Raw genomic sequence first — 20,698 nt, 5'->3', positions numbered from 1 at the left:
TGAGTTACGTTTTAAATTAATTGCCAATTGGCCAATAAGAAAATGCCAAATGTACAGGTAAAGAGAGAAAGTACCGTCGTTAAGGCAATGATATTGGCTGCTAAGGTTGCATTCCCTCCCATCGCTCTTGCCATGACATAGCTGGCAGCGGCGGTTGGCGCACCACTCATGAGAAAAACAATTCCCAAATCCAATCCTCTAAATCCATACATTAGCGCAGCCCCGGTAATCAATATTGGTGACCAGACTAATTTATACACTGTGGCAAACCAAGCCGAATGAGTATCTTCTCTGAGCGATTGTATATTCAGAGAGCCGCCAGTACAAAGTAGTGCCAGTGGCAGAGTCATATTAGCAAAATAGTGTCCGGCATCTGCAATCATGGTTGGAATAGGCAGTGCGATCGAGTAGCAGATCATGCCTAATACAATAGAGATGATGAGTGGATTTTTAGTCAATGTTTTAAGTATGATGGTCGAGGCTTTGGTGCCATGAGCCTCTCCTTTTGCCGTCAAAGCAATCACCGCTTGGATATTATACAGTACCGTGGTGGATGCCACATAAATAGCTGCCAATGCCACCCCAGAATTACCGTAGATATTGGCGACATAAGCAAGGCCAATAATCGCCGTATTGGCTCGAAACCCACCTTGGATCACGACCCCTTGATCTTGTGGCTGGTGAACGTTTCGCTGACTCATCCAACAGATAAATAGAAAAAACAACATATTAGCGATTAAGCCGAAGATGATTAACGACATGCTGGACGAAAAGTCGTGTCGTTCACCGACAATACTTAAAAAAAGCATCGCGGGTAGAGTGACTTGGAACACGATACGAGAAGCAACATCAATAAAATTGTCATTAATGAGCTGAATTCGTTTAAGAAACACACCTAACATCAGCATTAAGCAGATTGGGCCTGTGATGGAGAGAGAAAACTGCAGCTGTTCAAGAATTCCGTGCATAGTCAGATCATCGTCATGAGTATTATTTTTATTCTTTCATAGAAGGCTCTCTGCGGGAATGGGTATTCAGAAAATCTTTCTTCGGTACGCTATTGGTATGGTCGATTGTTTAACCCACGGTAAAGTGTTTTTACTATGTTAACAACTTGGCATTGTTCAAGATGTTTTATTTCATAATGTTAAATTTTTATCCATAGTTTTGATAAGGTTAACATTTTTGCAATGATAATTATCCTCTTGTTTGAATCTATGAAATCATAGCGATTGCCAACTGGCCCGATGAGGAAGAATTATAATGAATCGAAATGATAGTGTCCCTTTGCCTAATAACACCCGAGAGTGGTTGTTGAATAGAAATAGCTTAATTGTCCTTGCAGACATAGTGTTGTTTTTCGTTCTATTTAATACATTGCCTTTTGACGCAAATGTAGTACTCGGCTTGAGTATTCTAGCGTTTATTGCGGTGTTGTGGTTAACAGAAGCCTTACATGTCACGGTGACGGCGATTTTAGTCCCGATCATGGCCGTTGTTTTTGGCATTTTTGATACGCAAGTTGCTTTAAATAACTTTGCCAACTCGGTTATTTTCCTATTTTTAGGCGGTTTTGCACTCGCTGCAGCCATGCACCGACAAGGATTAGATAAAGTCATTGCCGATAAGGTGCTTTTAATGGCTCGCGGCCGTTTTAGTGTGGCTGTTTTTATGTTATTTGGTGTGACGGCAGCGTTGTCGATGTGGATCAGCAATACCGCCACGGCTGCGATGATGCTGCCTCTAGTGCTTGGTATTTTGAGTAAAGTTGATCAAGACAAAGGCCATAATACCTATGTTTTTGTTCTACTTGGTATTGCCTATAGTGCCAGTATCGGTGGGATTGCGACTATGGTGGGTAGCCCTCCGAATGCAATTGCTGCGGCTCAAGTCGGCCTTTCTTTCTCTGAATGGATGAAGTTTGGTGTGCCGATCACGATCATCATGCTACCCATCGCCATGCTCTTGCTTTACTTGCTCTTGAAACCGAATCTCAGTGGCCAATTTGAGCTTAACCACGATGTGGTGGATTGGGATAAAGGTAAAGTGGTCACTTTAGCCATATTTGCCCTCACCGTCGCTTTGTGGATTTTCAGTAAACCGATTAATGCGATGCTTGGTGGCTTTAAAAGCTTTGATACCATCATTGCGCTTGGTGCGATCGTTTTAGTTAGCATCGCTCGAGTGGTTCATTGGAAAGATATTGAAAAAACAGCAGACTGGGGAGTCTTGCTGCTCTTTGGTGGTGGTATCTGCTTAAGTAATATTCTCCGCCAAACAGGCACCAGTCTTTTCCTTGCCCATGAGCTGAGTGCGCTGATTTCAGAGCTAAATATCCTCTTTATTATTATTGCAATTGCCGCTTTTGTGGTGTTTTTGACCGAATTTGCGAGTAATACCGCGAGTGCCGCTTTGCTTATTCCTGTATTTGCTGGCATTGCCGAAGTACTGGGTGTTTCGCCGATCATTCTTTCGGTATTGATTGCCGTTGCGGCTTCTTGTGCCTTTATGCTTCCTGTTGCGACACCACCGAATGCGATCGTATTTGCGACGGGCCATATTAAGCAAAATGAAATGATGCGGGTTGGAATGGTACTCAATATTGCCTGTATTGCGATTTTATCAGTAGTTGCAATGTTATTCTGGAACTAAGTTTCAAGAAGTGAATGTGATCCCCCATCAACACATGGCCTGATGCAAGTTAGCGCTTGGTGTTGATGGGGGATTCATATTATTGATTATTCATGATAAAGGCTTTAAAGCGTGCTTTTGTTGCGGTATCGGCTTTGTTATACCAAAAGTGCAGCATTTCTTCAGCAGTCGTCTCTGTCGGATGATCAAGGTTTGCTGTTGTTGTGGGAGGAAGCGTTGATACCATCGCAATCGCAGCTGGGCCACCTTCCAAATTATACTTAAAGATCTCTTGTGGGTAATCTCGTCCAATTTGCATTCCCGGTTTAATTAAACGATCTTGACGTAGCGGAATGGCCGTATGGTGTTCATCAAGTAATGACCAGGCCATGGATTTAATATTTTTTTCAGCATCAAGCGCATTGCGATATTGAGGCATCTCGAAAGTTAACGTTTGCTCTTGAGCTTGAAACGCGGCCACAATGACATCACTTTCAACCCGAATGCGATCACTTCCTTGAGTGAAATAGGGCTGGTAACGAAAAACAATTTGTTGCTCGCCATCTTCTAAGTTAATCGTTTTATTGGCAGAAAAAAAACCACCAGAAACCTGTGGCTTCTCTCCATTTACAACCAGTAGATCGATGGTATCTGGAATTTCTATCGTGACTTTTGCCATGGCTGAAGCACTAAGTAGCATCGCCATAATGCATGATAAAGATTTCATTTTATTCATCAGGGGTATCCTTTTAACCGCTTACGCATTATCAATCACGAGGTTGCCGATTGTCGGTGAGAAAATCAAGCGCTTATCGCCGGAAGGTCTTGCTTGGTCATTAAAATTTCATTGTTTAAGATAGCCTTTGATTGGTGGGGTAGTCGAAGAGCGTTATTTCTCTATTTTGTTTAAGGATATTTTCCGTTTCTTGGCTCAAGGTTGAATTTGTCATGCAATGGCTTGAATTTTCCCGGTGCAATGGTCGTAGTCACTCGTAAACTCTAGCACGAAATTTTCAAAATTCGCGTGGTTGTCAAATACTCTTTCTTGATGCTTTTTTTAATTATAAAAGAGCAGTTATGACGCATTTTGAGTGCAATTGGATAACAAGGAAGAGAGATCACTATGAATCGTATAACTCTGTGTGCTGCGAGCATTACGTTAGCGCTTTCGGGAGCAGTAATGGCAGCGCCTGCAGCCCCGAGCATTGATATTTATGGCTCGAACAACCTACAATTTTCGAAAATAGAACTCGCGATGGAAACCACTGCCGGTTACAAGCAGATGGTGAAATATCATGATCAAGCTCCGATAAACCTTACCTTTAACCAATGGAGCGGTGAAACCGGCGATACTTATAAAATATACTTTGATGGCTTAGAGGTTGCTTCTGGTGCCATCACAGGAAGTCAAACGACGGCTCGCTTTACGTATGAGAAAGGTGGGCGTTACCAGTTGGAAATTGCAGCATGTGATGACAATTCATGCAGCACAAGTGCTCCCGTCGAACTGGTTATCGCGGATACTGATGGTTCGCATCTCACTCCCTTGTCGATGAATGTGGATCCTAATAATAAAAGTTATCCTTTAGAGCCCAATACCGTTGTGGGAACCTATTTTGTCGAATGGGGGATTTATGGGCGTAACTATACGGTAGATAATATTCCAGCGCAGAACTTAACGCATATTTTATACGGTTTTATTCCTATTTGTGGCCCGAATGAATCGGTGAAATCGGTGGGAGGTAATAGTTACAATGCCTTGATGACCGCTTGTCAGGGCGTTCCAGATTATGAAGTGGTGATTCATGATCCGTGGGCGGCTTATCAGAAAAGCTTTCCTCAAGCCGGTCATCAATACAGTTCGCCGATCAAAGGCAACTATGCGATGTTAATGGCACTTAAGCAGCGTTATCCTGATTTGAAGATTTTACCGTCAGTTGGCGGTTGGACCTTGTCTGATCCTTTCTATGATTTTACTACCAAAGCCAACCGCGACACTTTTGTCGCTTCGGTTAAGCGTTTCTTACAAACTTGGAAGTTTTTCGATGGTGTTGATATTGATTGGGAATTTCCAGGCGGCGGTGGGGCAGCTCCCGATCTTGGTGACCCCATTCATGATGGCCCAGCATATATCGCGCTGATGCAAGAGTTACGAGTGATGCTGGATGAATTAGAGGCAGAAACCGGACGAACCTATCAACTTACCTCTGCAATTGGTGTCGGCTACGACAAACTCGAAGATGTTGATTATGGACAAGCCACCCAGTATATGGATCATCTCTTTGCCATGAGTTACGACTTTTATGGAGGGTGGAATAACGTATTAGGCCATCAAACGGCTCTTTATTGTGGTAGCTTTATGCGGCCAGGTCAGTGCGATGGAACGGGAATTGATGAAAACGGTGAACCGTATAAAGGCCCAGCTTATACCACCGATAACGCCATTCAGTTACTGCTGGCACAAGGCGTTCCTGCCGATAAAATCGTTGTGGGAACCGCGATGTATGGCCGAGGTTGGGAAGGGGTTATGCCAACCTCATTAATGGATCCTTCCGATCCGATGACCGGTGTCGGAAATGGCAAGCTAACAGGGTCAACGGCTCAAGGGGTTTGGGAAGATGGCGTCATTGATTATAAAGGTATCAAATCGTATATGTTAGGCCCGAATAATACAGGTATTAACGGGTTTGAGTATGGCTATGACGTTCAAGCTGAAGCACCTTGGGTATGGAACCGTACTACAGGACAGTTGATTACCTTCGATGATGAACGCTCAGTAAAAGCGAAAGGAGCCTATGTTCGACAGCTTGGCTTAGGAGGGTTATTTTCGTGGGAAATTGACGCAGATAACGGCGATATTTTAAATGCGATGCATGAAGGGCTATCAGGAAGCGCTCTTCCTCCGGTTAATCGAGCCCCAACGGCAGATGCAGGTGCTGCACAAGTAGTCGTAGGCCCAGCTACCGTCATGCTTGATGGACAAGCATCAAAAGACAGTGATGGTACGATTGTTCAGTATCAATGGCAGCAAGTATCAGGCCAAGCGGTCCAGTTAGAGCATGCTGATGCAGTACAAGCGAATTTCACGATCGGGGAAGTGCGAGTCACGGAAGTATTCACCTTTAAACTGACCGTGACCGATGACAAGGGGGCGAGCGACTCAGCCACCGTACAAGTTACGGTAAAACCGGTTGAGGGCGAGGTTGAAAATACACCTCCTGTCGCCATCATTAGCGCGCCAAGTCAAGTTCATGCTGGCGATACTATTGTGATTGATGCTTCGGCATCAAGTGATGCTGATCAAGACCCATTGACTTATCGTTGGGAAATCCCAGCCGGTCTTAATGCACAAATTAAAGGCGATCACGTGCTCTTTACGGCAGGAGAATATACACAAGAGACGACGCTTAGCTTTACTGTAACCGTGAGCGATGGAGAAGCAAGTTCATCTGCGACAGCTTTAGTGGTTGTATTGGCGAGTAGCGCAGAGGAGCAATGTGAAAACCTTTGGGATGCTTCTGCGGTATACGTTGGTGGTGATCAAGTCGTTTGGTCTGGCAAAGTTTGGCAGGCCAGATGGTGGACTCAAGGGGATGATCCTGCTCAATCAGGCCCTTGGGGAGTGTGGAAAGAGGTTGGCTTGGCCGACTGTACCACACAATAATGTCTTCGCTTTATTCTGCCCGACTAGTGAGACTTAAATGACTCAGTGTGGCAGATAAGCGGTAAGTCAGCGCCTCCCATGAGTATCGGTAAACGATAGGATTGGGAGGACAAACGTTGTGAATACCGTTAACTCGAATACCTTGGGATAGGGCCTTTTTCTCCTTTTCCACATCAAATAATCAGCTGTTTATTTGAATAGCTCACACTTTATCAACCCGATACCGCACTTTTATCGCCATCAACTATAGTCATAATAATAACCTGAGTTACTGCAAGCTCAAGCGAAAGACCTATCGATACCGAGCTGTATGTAGCGATGAACTGCCCTTGATCGTTTATGTGATTTATCTCGTCAGTACTCATTGGTTGTAAATCTTCATCTCTATTATTTTTAGTAAAAAATAAACCAATACGTTGGTCAGTTCGCATTAATTTCGAGGCTAAAAATTATAATGCACATCTAATAAAAAGTGCTTCATAAATAGAAGAATACCCAAACAACTTAGCGTTGCAGGTCGGTGGCAAGTGAGTAACAAATTTGTCTGGAACCAATTTGACCAGCCGTAGGCTGGCCTTTGGTGAGAGTCAGGAATGGCTCTCACCATCCCCATCAGCATAGATAGGCGATGGGATTGGGGTGAAAGAACGTAGCCAACACCCCTGCAGATTCAAGTAGGAAGGGTATACACGGTATTAACGAACGAGGTTGCATATGTTCAAAAACCTATCATTAAAAAATAAACTGGCCATTTCTGCCAGTATGGCCATCATCATCGGGGGCATATTAGTTGAAGCGGTTTCATTTAATTCGGCATTGGGACGTTTGGATGTCGAAGTTGAACAACGTCTGCAAAGTGCCACTGCTTCTTATAATCTGTATGTGACGGATTGGTTATCTTCAAAAGAACGCGCATTAACTTCTTTATCGCAAGAGGTTAAGCCTGATGCCATCGTGACTCATTTAAAACAGGTAAAGCATTCGGCTGCATTTGATAATGTTTTTCTCGCTTATCCTGATGGCTCGCAATATAACGCGAATGGTGTGGTTTTACCGCCAGGAAATGACGATCCTCGGCAATGGGGATGGTATATCAATGCGAAAGCTAGCCCCAATGAAGTATTTATGGATAACCCAACCGTAGCGGCAGCAACAGGGGCGAATGTGGTTTCCTTAGGTAAGGCGATCAACTTACATGGTCAGTTGCTCGTGTTAGGAGCTGATGTTGAGATCACTGACATTCTCAATAGCATGAAACAGGTTATTTTACCGGGTTCAGGTTACATGTTTATTGCTAATAAGCAGGGCAATATTTTTACCCACGCTAATACTAAATTATTGAATAAAAGCGTTTCAGAATTAGGACTAAGTTTTAATCAGATCCAAGCTGCTCAGCGCTCTGGTGAGGATACCAAGGTTGTGATTGATGGTGAGGAGTATGTGCTTTTTGCGCGAGCCATTGAAGGAACAGCATTAAGTACGGTGGTGGTGATTAACTATTCATCACTGATTGCGCCATTATTTGATGGGTTGTGGGGGCAACTATTGGTCACATTCTTGGTTGTCGTAGTGTGTACGGTCTTGTTTAACTTGCTCTGTAATATCTTATTTCGTCCTCTCAATAACGTTTCTCAAGCCCTTGAGCAAATTGCCAACGGTAGCGGGGATTTAACCCAGCGCATTACCGTTGAAAATAATGATGAGGTGGGTAAGCTCGCCAATAGTTTCAATACTTTTGTTGCTAGTTTACAGCAACTTATCGGTCATATTCGCCAGCAGTCACAACAGTTAACGGTGCAAGCAGAACACAGTGCACACCGAGCAAATCAATCAGCTTCCGAGCTTGGTTTGCAGCAGCAGGAGGTGACTATGGTGGCAACGGCCGTGACAGAAATGGCTTCTGCAACACAAGAGATTGCTTCGCATGCAGAGCAAACCGCCCATGCTGCACAAGATTCAACCACCAGTACCAATAATGGCCGTACATTGGTTTTAAATACCAAATCATCAATTCATAGCTTGGCACAAGAAGTTTCCCAAGCCAGTAATGTTATTTCTGCTCTCAATCAGCATGCGCAAGAAATTTCTACCGTATTATCGACCATCCAAGGCATTGCCGAACAAACCAATCTATTGGCGTTAAATGCGGCAATTGAAGCCGCGCGGGCTGGAGAGCAAGGGCGAGGTTTTGCTGTGGTGGCGGATGAAGTGCGAGTCTTGTCTCAACGGACACACACTTCAACAGAAGAGATAAAATCAACCATTGAAACGCTGCAAGAGACAACCCAACGAGCCGTTATGCTTATGGAGAGTAGTTCTGGGCTTGCGGCTAATTCGGTTGAAGATGCGGATAAAGCAACGCATGCTTTGGAAGAAATTAATGCTGCAGTGGCATTAATTAGCGATATGGCGACACAGATTGCCACTGCTGCAGAAGAACAGACTCATGTTACGAGTGAGATTACGCAAAATGTGACCGCAATTAAAGATGTGACTGAACAACTGGCTGAAGGCGCGGAAGATAGTTTGAATCAGTCAAATACCTTGAAACAGCAAGCCGCTGAATTAAGTGAAAAAGTATCAACCTTCAAACTATAATCTTTATGGTTCAAGCGATGCGCTGTTTGGCATCGCTTGATATTTATCATCAACTATCGACCAGTAGGGTGAGCAAGAAAAATGGCTACAATGGCTGCCAAGGCAAGGGCAAAACAGTAGTAAGAATGGGTAATAATGGCTAAGGGGGATAGTTTGAAAATAGAACCCAGTAATAGCACTTGTGCACCATAAGGAAGAATGCCTTGCATCACACATGAAAAAATATCTAATAAGCTAGCGGCACGGCGTGGAGTGACGGCATTTTCTTGTGCTAACTCTCGAGCGATTCCCCCTGAAACGATAATTGCAACCGTATTGTTTGCCGTGCAGGTGTTGACTAAGGCGACCAACCCCGCTATCCCAAGCTCACTGATTCGACTATTGGCCATAATAGAGTGTTTTTGACCAAAAAGATGAATCACTCGGCTGATATATTGGGTTAAAAAAGCAAGCCCGCCTTGGCAGCGCATTAACTCACTAAGTCCACCGATCAGCATCGACAGTAAAAAGATCTCCTGCATATTGCCAAATCCAGCATAAATGTCTTGCCCGAGGTGAGTTAACTGGTAATGATTATTGTCAACTAAGCTCACACCTCCGGCGAGTAATATTCCGACCGTTAAAACCACAAACACGTTTATTCCAGAGATTGCGAGCACTAAGATCATGATATAAGGCATGACTTTTAGCCACTCGATATCATTGGTTTGCGGTATTTGTGTTGCCGCGCTGCTAAACGTGAATACAATCAATGAGAATAGCGCCGCAGGGAGAGCAATGCGGATGTTTTCACGAAATTTATCTTTCATCTCACAGCCCTGTGAGCGTGTTGCCGCAATGGTGGTGTCGGAAATAATCGATAAATTATCACCAAACATCGCTCCGCTTAAGACCACTCCGGCAGTCAAGGGGAGGCTCATACCCGATGATTCAGCGATACCTAAGGCAACAGGGGCGACCGCCGCAATGGTGCCCATTGACGTTCCCATGGCCGTGGCAATAAACGCGGAGATGATAAAAATACCGGGTAGAATCATTTCAGTGGGGATGGCAGATAAGCCAAGATTAACCGTTGCATCCACACCTCCAGACGCTTTTGCGACCGCCGCAAAAGCCCCCGCTAACAAGTAAATTAAGCACATAGCAATAATATCGGGGTGGCCAACACCGCGGATAAATTGTTCTATTGCTCGATTTAATGAGTCCTTACTCAGCAATAAGCCAATGATGATAGCCGGTAAAATCGCAATCGGTGCGGGCAATTGATAAAAGGCAAACTCAACACCTTGAAACGTTAAATAGGTGCCTACTCCAATAAAAAGCAGTAAAAAGACCAACAGCGGAATCAGTGCTGTGGCTGAAGGGGTAATGATTTTATGGGTAGAGGAATTTGAAGACATGCAAACAACAACTTAATTTTGGAATAACAAAGGTGTGCAGACTAATCGCTCCCTGGTCGCTTGTCAATTTATAGCCATCTAAACATCTGGATTTTTATATGGCCTTTCCACTTTTAGTGATCAAACTCCACGTATTCTTTTTTATGCTGATAATTGATTTATTTTTGCTCATTTCTCACTGTATAAGAAAGCAATGCTTTCAATGTCGATAGATTCTCGTTATATAAGAATAAAAGTTTGAGTGAAAAGCGAATAAAGGCTAAAAATAACCCTATGAATGAGAGCAAACCTTCGGCCAGTCAAGTTAATGAAAAATCGCTTCAATTGTTAATGCAAGTGGCGGTTAACGAGGTACCGGTATCCGCCAAAGAGTTAAGTGAACAGCTACAAGTTCCACTGAGTAGCCTCTACCGACATTTAAAACTGCTCAAAGAGTGGAATTTAATTGAAGAGAGTCCTCACGATAAGACGCTGATTATTGGGCCTGCGGCGTTGTTGCTGATGCGAAGTTATGAAACAAGTCAGCATAACTTGGATGCGGTGGACGCGGTATTAAGTCGTTTACAAAAACAGACTGGGGAGATGGCCGCGTATATGGTGCCAGTAGGATACCGTGCACTGTGTGTCAGCCAAAAAGAAAGTATGCAGGCACTTCGATGTAGCTTCGTCCAGGGTCAAAGCCAACCACTACTTCGTGGTGCCTCATCTAAGGTATTACTGGCTTATATGCCAGCACAACGTTGTGAAAAAATTCTGCGCTATTTTGGAGAAGAATACCAAATGGAAAAGTGGCAGACAGAATTAGAAAAAATTCGCCGTCATGGGTATGCCGTGAGCACTTCTGAGATCGATCCTGGTGTCTCAGGAATTAGTGCTCCGGTCATGAAAGGAAGTAAATTGATAGGGGCGATTTCGGTGATGGCACCCGCTCATCGGGTTGAAACTCATCGGCAACGAATCATTTTACATGTATTACAGGCCGCTCGTGCGTTGCCACCAGAAAGGTAATTCATCATGCTTAGTTTATTCAAACGTTCTCGTCTTAGTCGGCCTTCAACCGCCGCGATTCCTGCCTTTACGTTTTGCACCGTGTGTGAACAAGTAAAGCCGATGTCACCAGTCGAGTTTGAATTTGCTCAGCAAAGTTTAGAGTTTGCTTCCGATTGGCTTTATCAAAGACAAGTAAATGCCACCTATGCCGATGCTGGGCATCTGGTTTTACGAGACCCAGCAGATAGCCGCTTTCGAGATTTATTAAGTCACCATTTAGCCATGAATTCGCTACCCGTGGTTTTAGGTAATTGCCATGAATTATTATTGAATGCATTACCATTATTAGCGTTAGATAACGAAGAACTGGGTATTATTCATATTGGTCATCAGTTTGAACTGAAGCAAACATTAGATCGTCAGCTAGGGTCGGTATACCATTTTGCCTTGTCTCGGTATCAGCAAACGCATCTGTTTTACTTTGGTATCGATCCCGAGCGTGTGGATAGCCAAACTTGGGAGTACGCAGAGGATTTAGGCTGTAATTGGCTAACGGAAGCAGAATGTAGTTTTCGGCATCGTACCCAAGTCAAGAACCAGCTCGACCATTATATTGAACATTGTGATCAATTGGTGGTGTCAGTTGATCTCGCTTCTTTAGTGCCCAGTCATGGTTTAGATGAACATAAAATTTTAGATAGCCAAATGGTGCTCCGTGTCCTGCGTCAAGCGATTATGTCTGGCAAAGTTAAAATGATCCAACTGATTGGTGCTAAAGATAAGCTTATTTATTCCAAACAAACGAAAACCATGATTGATGAACTGGCTCATTTATCTCGAGAGTCTTTTTATTGATTGCATCGCTAACAGGGCTGTTGCTTTCAGTTGGAAGGAGATAACAGAAATTGACAGATAGCTGATAGTTCTCTTATTTTTTCTGGTTAAACTGCACAAAAACAGTGATAGGGAACCAGAGAATGATGCTGACAACGCGACCATGTCGTCGTACCGAATTATGGCTATTGACTGGGTTTATGCTCGTGCTTGTTTTACTTACTGGCGTGACCTCGATGGTGAACTGGTCGAGTTTCGGCCCCGAGTGGTTGACACGATTTTGGTTTGCATTAACCCAGACAGCAGGCAAAGAAGGGTTTGTGTTAACGCTGGTGGTTCTCATGATATGGGTCTATTGGCGAGTACCTAGTCATCGTCAGCAATGGTTGAATCGAGGCATTCAGTTAGTCTTGTTATTGTTGTTCACCATGCTAGTTAAGGTCGGCCTCAAGCAGGCCACGCATAGCCCTCGGCCATATACCGAAGTTATGGTGCAAAAACTAATTCTCCCTTCGCCAGAACATTTTTATCGGTTAGATCGCCAACAACAAGAAGCGGCGATTGGATTAATGGCAGATAGCACTTCTCCTTATCGTCTACGGGTTTGGCTGCAGGAGCGCGATTTTTCTTTTCCGTCTGGACACACCACCTTTGCAGTGACTTGTTTACTTTTTTTTGGTGGTTTATTGGTTGAGCAAAAACGCTGGATCAGCGTTGCGTTACTGTTTAGCTGGAGTAGTGCGATTGCTCTTTCTCGCTTATGGCTTGTAATGCATCGACCAGAAGACTTATGGGCGGCAACGCTACTTGTTGGTCTGGTGTATTTATTGATACCAAGGCGTTACCCATGGTTAGAAGAAATGATCGCGTCCTTAAGTTGGAGAAGGAAAAAGAAAATGGGCTGAAAGCCCATTTTCTTTTTGGTAGTGGCAGAATTATTGGACTAAGGCGGCGATCACTCCGATAAGGCCACCAAAAACCCCGCCCCAGACGACTAACCAACCAAGGTGTTGTTTAATCATGGTTTGAATCATCTCTTTAACTAATTGCGGTGTTAGTTCGTTTAAGCGCTGTTGAATGATACTTTCAATATTGATTTTGATTTCATCTAGCATCGCTGGAGATTCAAGTTGTGTTTTCAACGCTTGCTTTACTGTGTCGCTTTGGCTGATTTGAATCATAGAGGCTTGCATCTTTTCAATAAAAGGTTGTTTCAGTGGTTGTAAGGCGTCAGAGCCACCAAACATCGCCAGCATTCCACCAAAAGAGGAGTGTTGGATAACATCAACCAGTGAATCAAAGCTTGGGGTGAAATCCACTTGCGCAATGACCGGCTCAAGATCAAGCGGTTGGTCACGGTTCATTTCTTGCTTTAAGAAACGGTTGATGTTGGCATCGGTAAAAAACTCCTCCATCATTAAGCGTTTAATCGCCGTTTTAAATTCCTCAAAACGGGCGGGGATCACTCCTGAGCCGTATAAACCAGGTACTTTTTCAAACAGCATATGAATGGCTAACCAGTTAGTGATCGCACCAGAAAAGGCGAATAAACCTGCATTAAACACAATGGGTTGGTTAAAGTAATTGCCGATAGCTAGCAGTAATAACGCGATAAGATTAGTAAGGATACTTTTGTTCATGATGACTTCAATTGGATATCAAACAATAAGGAAAAAAGAAGAAAGTTATAGTAAGAGAAAACGCCAGAGCAGGGAAGAGCTAGCACAATCTGTTGACGATAGGCGATTGACCTCTTGCCGCGATTAACACGCTTTTATTTCAAACAAAATTTAATCGCGAAAGGCCAACAAACCCAGGGTCTGTTGGCCTTTCGAGCTGATTTTTGCAACAGTTTGTGGCTTCTTTATACAAGGCAGAGGCTTTGAAATGTCGTGACTCTACTTGAGAAGCCAAGCATCAGTGAAGGTTCTCTTCCTCTGTGCCACCAATAAATCCGCCAGTCTGATGGGCCCATAATTGAGCGTAGATCCCCTTCTGGTTGATCAGGTCTTGGTGAGTCCCTTGTTCAACGATTTGTCCCTTATCTAACACAATCAGTCGATCCATCGCTGCAATGGTCGAGAGGCGGTGTGCAATGGCAATTACTGTTTTGCCTTGCATCAGTTCATTCAGGCTTTCTTGGATAGCCGCTTCGACTTCTGAATCTAATGCAGAGGTTGCCTCATCTAATATTAATAACGGAGCATCTTTAAGTAACACGCGAGAGATGGCGATTCGCTGACGTTGTCCTCCGGAGAGTTTAACACCTCGTTCTCCAACTTGTGCGTCATAACCGGTATTACCCAAGGTATCGGTTAAGGTTTCAATAAAGTCGTGTGCATGTGCTTGCATCGCCGCCCGCCGCATCGCTTCGTCATTTGCTGAGGGATTGCTGTAGAGAATATTATCCCGAATCGAACGATGCAGTAATGAGGTGTCTTGTGTCACCATACCGATAGCGCCGCGCAACGAGTCTTGAGTCACCTCTGCAATATTTTGTCCATCAATTTTTATTGTTCCGCCTTCGACATCATGAAAACGCAGCAATAAATTAACTAAGGTCGACTTACCGGCACCAGAACGACCAACCAAACCTACTTTTTCACCGGGTTTAATCGTTAAATTAAGGTGATTAATAACCGTTTTACTTTCACCATAATGAAAACTGACATCAGAAAACTCAATAGAGCCCTCGGTCACCTTAAGTTCGGCTGCATTGGGTTTATCTTCAATAGCAATCGGTTTTGCAAGCATTTGCATCCCATCAACCACGGTTCCCATATTTTCGAATAATGCTCCCACTTCCCACATGATCCATTTCGACATGCCATTAATTCGCAGTGCTAAGCTAATTGCTATCGCAATCGCACCGACGCTGATCGCACTGAGTGACCATAAATAGATCGACATAGCGGCAATGATAAACACCAAAAAATAGTTGGCAATTTCGACCCAAATATTAAACCCAGTCACAAGGCGCATTTGGCGATAGACGGTATCTAAGAAGCCATTCATTCCCTCTTCGGCATAATCTGTTTCGCGACGACTATGGGAAAAAAGTTTGACGGTCATAATATTGGTATAGCTATCGACAATTCGCCCTGTCATCATCGAGCGAGCATCTGCTTGCTCACTTGACACTTGTTTCAATTTTGGAATGTAATGAAGTTGAATGGTGATATAAGCACATAGCCAAAACAGCATCGGAAGCATTAAACGCCAATCTGCCTGAGCTAACATAACCAACATCGCGGAAAAGTAGACAATCACGTAGACGAAAACGTCGAGTGTTTTCATCACGGTTTCACGTACCGATAGGGCTGTCTGCATCACTTTGGTTGCTATACGACCAGAGAACTCATCCTGATAAAAAGAGAGGCTTTGTTTTAGCAGATAGCGATGGGCTAACCAACGAATCGACATGGGGTAGTTGCTAAGCAGCGTTTGATGAATCAACAATGAATAAATCGCGACGAGTAGCGGCATCCCTACTAAAAGCAGTAACGTAAGGCCAATTAAGGTGTTGCGGTTCTCGGTAAAAAAAAGATCGGGTTGGCTATTGGAAAGCCAGTCGACCAATTGCCCCATAAAACCAAATAACGAAACTTCAATAATGGCGATTAACGTGCTGAGTAATGCCATGATGATTAGTGGTTTTTCATAGCCTTTAGTGTAGTGAAGACAAAAAGCCCACAAGGTATTCGGGGGACGTTGTGGGGTCGCTTTCGGAAACGCTTTGGTAAAACTTTCAAATCGTTTATACATGAAAAATCCTTATTGAACTCGGTCAAAGAGCCATTAAGAGGAATAATAGAAATGGAGGAGGCATGGTTATAGCAGAATGGCCGCTCGAGATCAAAATTGTAACATTGTTGTGACGATATGTTCGTAAAACGGCGGATCAGCCAATACAGCATCAGCCAATATAATAGCCAGCACATCCTCAGAGCGCTGAACCGTTCAGTACTCTGAGATGAATGAGGCTTATTCTTTGGTTGCCTTCTTTTTCGGTTGATAGTGTAAGATTGCCATCGAAACAGGCAGCTGTAACACTTCACCTTGGGCGGTGTCTTGATGGACGGTACGCATATTGGTATCACAGATCACGCACCATTGCTGTTGTTTATCACCCGGTAACGTGAAACGCGCCGTGGCGTTAGTTTGATTGATTAAATAGAGCAACTCTTGGCCATCTTCACCAATACCAATATGCAATGCCACAGAGTTAACTTGATTCCAATCGTCTTGCTCCATTAAGCTGCCATCATTACGACGCCAAAAGACTCGGTTAGAATTACGGGTCTCACCACTAAAGGCACGAATAAAAGGCACCATATAACGTTGGCGAGCCGTGATCATCTCAGATAACCATTGCTTAAAGTATTGCTTGCGCTCGGTCATTGACCAGTTTAGCCAACTGATTTCATTGTCTTGGCAGTAGGCATTATTATTTCCTTGCTGAGTATGTGAAACCACATCAGCAGTAAGAATATGAGGAATACCAAAAGCAAACAGTAAGCTTGCCATGAAATTTCGTTTTTGCCGCTCACGAATGGTGCGGATCACCATATTATCGGTATCGCCTTCCACACCGTAGTTATCCGATCGGTTATCACCGTGACCGTCTCGGTTTTGTTCACCATTGGCTTCATTATGTTTGTGTTTATAAGAGACGAGATCTTGCAGGGTAAAGCCATCATGGTAGGTAATGTAATTAACGGTTAATTTATAAGGCCAAAGTGAGGCACTATAGAGATCGCGTGAGCCCATAAGACGGGTGGCAAACTCTTTGAGGTAACCTTGATCGCCACGCCAAAAACTACGAGTAATATCACGTAATTTATCGTTAGTTTCATTCCAACCAAAAGGAAAATTACCCACCTGATACCCATTAGGGCCAATATCCCAAGGCTCTGCGATCAATTTGACTTCTCGTAATAAAGGATCTTGTGCGACGGCTTTAAAGAAGGCCGATTCTTGGCTAAAATTTTCTCCATGACGACCAAGTGTCGCCGCTAGGTCAAACCGAAAGCCATCAACTTGATACTCACTAACCCAGTAGCGCAGAGTATCCATAATCAAATTTAAGGTCGGTTGATAGGCCAGATCGAGGGTATTTCCACAGCCGGTAAAATTAGCGTACTGTTGGCCATGTTTAAGGTAGTAATGTGGATCGAGCGCTTTAAGATTAAATACGGGCCCGCCTTCTCCTCCTTCTGCTGTATGGTTGTAAACTACATCAAGAATTACCTCAATGCCTTGCTTATGCAGTTCGCGAATGGCTGTTTTTAACTCAGTGACTGCATCATGCTTCGCATAACGAGGATCGGGTGCCATAAATACATAAGGGTTATAGCCCCAGTAGTTGACTTTGCCCATTTCTAACAAATGGGGTTCATGCATACAAGCGGCAATGGGGAGCAGTTGTAATGTATTAATATTTTGTTCTCGGTAAAAGGTCAGCATGGGTTCGCTAATCAGCCCAAGGTAAGTGCCTTGTTGGTTCTTATTTACCTCCGGATGCAGTTTCGTTAAGCCTTTTACGTGCGTTTCAAATAACACCATTTCATCGCGTGGGCGTCTTGGCTTTGTGACCCCTTGCCAATCAAACTGTGGGTCGATGACCACACATTTAGGAAGATCAAAACTTTCTGCTGGTGTGAATGGAACTTGGTAACTCAGTTGATGATCCAATGCTCTAGCATAAGGATCAGCGAGGTACAGCAGCTCATCATTAACATGAGTGAGGTAACCATAGCGTTGTCCGGCTTTAATGCCTTTAACATGGGTATATCGAATACCAGCATATTCTTGCTCCAGTGGCAGGGTTTGATAACTGCCATCAGCGTGAAAAAGAGCCAGCAGCAAGTGAGCGTCCGCTGGAGCGTAGATTGCAAAATTACATCCGTCATCATCAAGTGTCGCGCCGAGTGGATACGGCTTAGAGAGCATCAATGTCATGGGTAAGTTACCGTTATGATTCTATTTTCAGTCGCTGCCTTTGTAAGTAAAAGGCTTTGTCAGCTTAAGGTCAAGCGTCTTGTCACAAATATTCCACTGTAATTTTATTTCATCTAATACGTTAATTTTGAGTAAAAGAGTGATCAAAGAGACACTTTGTAGTGAAAGAAATAGAAAGTGAGTAAGACTACTCCCCCTTATTTCGTGATCAGCACTTCAAAAACACCATACGGTTAATTTTCTCATCCTTTCTCATCCCCCCTAAATATCATAGGGGTGGAGGAAGCCACGCCCCTGCGCCTTTAGTAATCTCTCCCACAGTTGAAACAAACGGGGGACTCGTCCCATCTTGCTTCTTTTTATCGTGAATTCATTTCTGCCTTGGTGAGTTGGGTAAAAAGAGCGTGAAAATAGAGTGACATAAAAAAACCTAAATGGAGTTAATAATGATGAAAAAGATTAGTGTAATTGCTGCTGCAGTGGCTGCTTCTTTAGCAGCGGGGTCTGCATTTGCTGTCGATTTTAATGGTTATTTCCGTGCTGGTACTGGTATTAGTGGTAACGGCGAAGCGGATGTGTCTTTTATGAAAAATGGTATTGGTCGCCTCGGTAATGAAAATGACAACTACTATGAATTTGGATTTTCTGAAGAGTTAAAAACTGGCGATCAAACTTGGAAAGTCGATTCCATGATTGCTCAAGGAAATGATGGAGCTAATGGTTGGGAAGATGGTGACTTTAACGTTGCTCAGTTCAATGTTCAGGCGAAGGGGTTGATCGCTTCTGATCCTGGTGCTGTACTTTGGGCGGGTAAACGTTACTACCAACGTAAAGATATCCATATTACAGACTTCTATTTCTTAAATACTTCTGGTACTGGTGGTGGTATTGAGAATCTTTCTGTTGGTGATCAGAAACTATCTCTAGCATTGATTCAAGATGGGGAGAGTGATAACTCATCTGGTTATATTTTTGATGCTCGCTTAGCTAATATTTCGATGGGTGATCGAACTTCTTTAGAACTTGCACTTGCTTATAACTTTGCGACAGAAAAAGATAATGTGACAGAAGATGCGGACGATGGTGTTATGGCATCAGCCATTATTCATCATGGAATGGACAATGGCTTTAACCAGACTATCTTCCAATATGGTACCGCTGGTTATGGTGTTCAAGTCGCTAATTTATGGGGTGCTGGAACATATTATAGCCGAGGCTCTGATGCCAATAATGATGCAAAAGGTTTCCGTATATTAAACTGGGGTGTAATGAACCTTGGTGAGTCGTGGGAAGTTGGTCATCAACTAGCTTACTTATCTGGTTCTGATATTGGTGCGTCAAAAGTTGATATTGATCAGTATTCTGTTGTTGTTCGACCCATGTATAAATGGAATGATACAATGCGCACCGTTTTTGAAGCTGGTTATAATGCTGGTGAAAATGTTGAAGGAAACGATTTTGCTGGTAGTAAGTTTACTATTGCTCAGGCTTGGGCAATGGGTAATAGTTTCTGGTCTCGTCCTGAGTTGCGTGTATATGGTTCATACATCACAGATCATGAGGGGACAACGTTTGGTGATAAAGGTGATGGAGACTTTGTTGCGGGTATTCAAGTCGAAGCTTGGTGGTAATTTATTACTAGATCCTAAAATATTTTAAGTCCATAATTGTAAATAGCTGGCTCAGGTCAGCTATTTTTTTAAGGGTTTATGAGAACCTTTAAAAAAATAAACAGGAGCATCCAATGTATTTACGAGCATTACTTTTAGGCAGTTGTATGGCTTTAGCTGGCTGCCAATCTACAACGGTTGTAGAGCAAAATCAAACAGGAATGGTGCTGGGTGTTGAAAATATTTCTCAGTTAAAAGTTACGACGGTTAAATTGCCAAGCACAACGAAGGTTTCTATTACTTCTAATACTCAGTATTTGAACAATGACCAAATATCTAGCCCTGTTGCTGTTTTTGAAATTCCGGCAGATAGAGGACGTTTGGAATTAAGTGTAATCAGTGAAATTAAGGATACTGTATTTTACCCCCATGTGCTGATTACAGATCTCCAAGGTGAAACGGTTGAACATTACGATAGTTCGATATTTGAATATAGAAAGCCGCGACTGAATTTAGGGAATCGGTTAGTCGCAGATATTGATTTATATCCTCCTCAAGGACATAAGAGTCTATATTTAATTGTTTATACTACACCATCCGATATGGAAAAATTCACGTATATTGCTCACCCAGGACGTATTGATGCGGAAGGGCGTGGGAACTATATGCCGGAACTAAAAGATATTCCTGTTGCACATGGTTTAACAGGCTCGATTGAACTAAATGTATCTGGTCCAAGTTTTCTCTCATTCACTCGAACAGAAGCCTCGTCATTACGAGACACGAGTAACACAATGAAAAATAATATTACTGTACAGCCAGATACAAGAAATTATTATCATATGGAAATTAAAAAGGCAGTACAAGAAAATAACATTCCTAAAGCTCTTGGGTTATTAGATGAAGCTAAATCTTTGGGTATTCAAGATGCACAGGATGTATTTGTTAAAGAAATAAACAAAAGTAAATAAAAAATAAATTTGGGCTTAGATATATCTAAAGTCAAATTC

Annotated in this window: 14 protein-coding genes; 8 read left to right on the top strand and 6 right to left on the bottom strand. The window is 43.2% G+C overall.

Annotated features, from left to right (window positions below; all coding sequences use genetic code 11):
- Positions 1 to 11: 11 nt before the first annotated feature.
- On the bottom strand, positions 12 to 968 hold the full coding sequence (locus tag CAG57_RS05425) for an AEC family transporter (protein WP_161427264.1): 957 nt from the start codon (positions 966 to 968) through the stop codon (positions 12 to 14).
- A gap of 295 nt (positions 969 to 1,263) precedes the next feature.
- Here CAG57_RS05425 and CAG57_RS05420 point away from each other — a divergent pair, with 295 nt between their 5' ends.
- On the top strand, positions 1,264 to 2,652 hold the full coding sequence (locus CAG57_RS05420; RefSeq protein WP_161427265.1) for an SLC13 family permease: 1,389 nt from the start codon (positions 1,264 to 1,266) through the stop codon (positions 2,650 to 2,652).
- A gap of 79 nt (positions 2,653 to 2,731) precedes the next feature.
- Here the strand turns inward: CAG57_RS05420 and CAG57_RS05415 are convergent, their stop codons facing one another.
- A complete protein-coding gene (locus tag CAG57_RS05415) occupies positions 2,732 to 3,367 on the bottom strand; it encodes a DUF2057 family protein (RefSeq protein ID WP_099610953.1) in 636 nt (211 codons plus the stop codon).
- Positions 3,368 to 3,754: 387 nt separating this feature from the next.
- Between CAG57_RS05415 and CAG57_RS05410 the strand changes: the two genes are divergently transcribed.
- Together CAG57_RS05410 and CAG57_RS05400 are read left to right on the top strand one after the other, a co-directional pair.
- Positions 3,755 to 6,295 carry a glycosyl hydrolase family 18 protein gene (locus tag CAG57_RS05410; protein WP_161427266.1) on the top strand — a complete coding sequence of 847 codons (2,541 nt, stop codon included), beginning with the start codon at positions 3,755 to 3,757 and terminating at the stop codon, positions 6,293 to 6,295.
- 714 nt (positions 6,296 to 7,009) lie between these two features.
- Complete coding sequence (locus CAG57_RS05400; RefSeq protein ID WP_161427267.1) at positions 7,010 to 8,893, top strand: methyl-accepting chemotaxis protein; 1,884 nt, start codon at positions 7,010 to 7,012, stop codon at positions 8,891 to 8,893.
- 53 nt (positions 8,894 to 8,946) lie between these two features.
- Here CAG57_RS05400 and CAG57_RS05395 read toward each other — a convergent pair whose 3' ends face one another.
- Entirely contained in the window at positions 8,947 to 10,293 is a 1,347-nt protein-coding gene (locus CAG57_RS05395) for a Na+/H+ antiporter NhaC family protein (RefSeq protein WP_161427268.1), read from the bottom strand.
- Between the two features lie 273 nt (positions 10,294 to 10,566).
- Here CAG57_RS05395 and CAG57_RS05390 point away from each other — a divergent pair, with 273 nt between their 5' ends.
- The 3 genes from CAG57_RS05390 to CAG57_RS05380 all read left to right on the top strand — a co-directional run bounded on the left by CAG57_RS05390 (position 10,567) and on the right by CAG57_RS05380 (position 13,022).
- Positions 10,567 to 11,301 carry an IclR family transcriptional regulator gene (locus CAG57_RS05390; RefSeq protein WP_161427269.1) on the top strand — a complete coding sequence of 245 codons (735 nt, stop codon included), beginning with the start codon at positions 10,567 to 10,569 and terminating at the stop codon, positions 11,299 to 11,301.
- A 6-nt stretch (positions 11,302 to 11,307) separates the two neighbouring features.
- On the top strand, positions 11,308 to 12,138 hold the full coding sequence (locus tag CAG57_RS05385; protein ID WP_099610948.1) for an arginase family protein: 831 nt from the start codon (positions 11,308 to 11,310) through the stop codon (positions 12,136 to 12,138).
- A gap of 122 nt (positions 12,139 to 12,260) precedes the next feature.
- Positions 12,261 to 13,022, top strand: coding sequence for a phosphatase PAP2 family protein (locus CAG57_RS05380; RefSeq protein WP_099610947.1), 762 nt, complete (start codon positions 12,261 to 12,263; stop codon positions 13,020 to 13,022).
- A 30-nt stretch (positions 13,023 to 13,052) separates the two neighbouring features.
- On the opposite strand, the gene CAG57_RS05375 is transcribed toward CAG57_RS05380, so the two are convergent.
- The 3 genes from CAG57_RS05375 to glgX form a co-directional block, all read right to left on the bottom strand.
- Positions 13,053 to 13,757 (bottom strand): DUF445 domain-containing protein, encoded by a 705-nt coding sequence (locus CAG57_RS05375; RefSeq protein ID WP_161427270.1) that lies wholly within the window; start codon positions 13,755 to 13,757, stop codon positions 13,053 to 13,055.
- Positions 13,758 to 14,034: 277 nt separating this feature from the next.
- Entirely contained in the window at positions 14,035 to 15,882 is a 1,848-nt protein-coding gene (locus CAG57_RS05370; protein ID WP_161427271.1) for an ABC transporter ATP-binding protein, read from the bottom strand.
- 219 nt (positions 15,883 to 16,101) lie between these two features.
- Positions 16,102 to 18,078, bottom strand: a complete 1,977-nt coding sequence (gene glgX, locus CAG57_RS05365; protein WP_161427272.1) for a glycogen debranching protein GlgX — start codon at positions 18,076 to 18,078, stop codon at positions 16,102 to 16,104.
- A 449-nt stretch (positions 18,079 to 18,527) separates the two neighbouring features.
- Between glgX and lamB the strand changes: the two genes are divergently transcribed.
- Both lamB and CAG57_RS05355 read left to right on the top strand, forming a co-directional pair.
- Entirely contained in the window at positions 18,528 to 19,709 is a 1,182-nt protein-coding gene (gene lamB / locus CAG57_RS05360) for a maltoporin LamB (RefSeq protein WP_161439503.1), read from the top strand.
- Positions 19,710 to 19,822: 113 nt separating this feature from the next.
- Complete coding sequence (locus CAG57_RS05355) at positions 19,823 to 20,659, top strand: MalM family protein (RefSeq protein WP_161434076.1); 837 nt, start codon at positions 19,823 to 19,825, stop codon at positions 20,657 to 20,659.
- Positions 20,660 to 20,698: the final 39 nt, after the last annotated feature.

It is taken from the genome of Vibrio sp. V30_P3S12P165, assembly GCF_009904905.1.
Taxonomy (GTDB): Bacteria; Pseudomonadota; Gammaproteobacteria; order Enterobacterales; family Vibrionaceae; genus Vibrio; species Vibrio fujianensis.
The sequence above is the reverse complement of the archived record's forward strand: the minus strand, read 5'-3'. Positions and strand labels throughout refer to the sequence as shown.

Coding starts and splice junctions, on each gene's coding strand:
- CAG57_RS05415 (WP_099610953.1), bottom strand. CDS start 3,367: ATGAATAAAATGAAATCTTTATCATGCATTATGGCGATGCTACTTAGT.
- CAG57_RS05410 (WP_161427266.1), top strand. CDS start 3,755: ATGAATCGTATAACTCTGTGTGCTGCGAGCATTACGTTAGCGCTTTCG.
- CAG57_RS05425 (WP_161427264.1), bottom strand. CDS start 968: ATGCACGGAATTCTTGAACAGCTGCAGTTTTCTCTCTCCATCACAGGC.
- CAG57_RS05380 (WP_099610947.1), top strand. CDS start 12,261: ATGATGCTGACAACGCGACCATGTCGTCGTACCGAATTATGGCTATTG.
- CAG57_RS05390 (WP_161427269.1), top strand. CDS start 10,567: ATGAATGAGAGCAAACCTTCGGCCAGTCAAGTTAATGAAAAATCGCTT.
- lamB (WP_161439503.1), top strand. CDS start 18,528: ATGAAAAAGATTAGTGTAATTGCTGCTGCAGTGGCTGCTTCTTTAGCA.
- CAG57_RS05375 (WP_161427270.1), bottom strand. CDS start 13,757: ATGAACAAAAGTATCCTTACTAATCTTATCGCGTTATTACTGCTAGCT.
- CAG57_RS05420 (WP_161427265.1), top strand. CDS start 1,264: ATGAATCGAAATGATAGTGTCCCTTTGCCTAATAACACCCGAGAGTGG.
- CAG57_RS05400 (WP_161427267.1), top strand. CDS start 7,010: ATGTTCAAAAACCTATCATTAAAAAATAAACTGGCCATTTCTGCCAGT.
- CAG57_RS05370 (WP_161427271.1), bottom strand. CDS start 15,882: ATGTATAAACGATTTGAAAGTTTTACCAAAGCGTTTCCGAAAGCGACC.
- glgX (WP_161427272.1), bottom strand. CDS start 18,078: ATGACATTGATGCTCTCTAAGCCGTATCCACTCGGCGCGACACTTGAT.
- CAG57_RS05385 (WP_099610948.1), top strand. CDS start 11,308: ATGCTTAGTTTATTCAAACGTTCTCGTCTTAGTCGGCCTTCAACCGCC.
- CAG57_RS05355 (WP_161434076.1), top strand. CDS start 19,823: ATGTATTTACGAGCATTACTTTTAGGCAGTTGTATGGCTTTAGCTGGC.
- CAG57_RS05395 (WP_161427268.1), bottom strand. CDS start 10,293: ATGTCTTCAAATTCCTCTACCCATAAAATCATTACCCCTTCAGCCACA.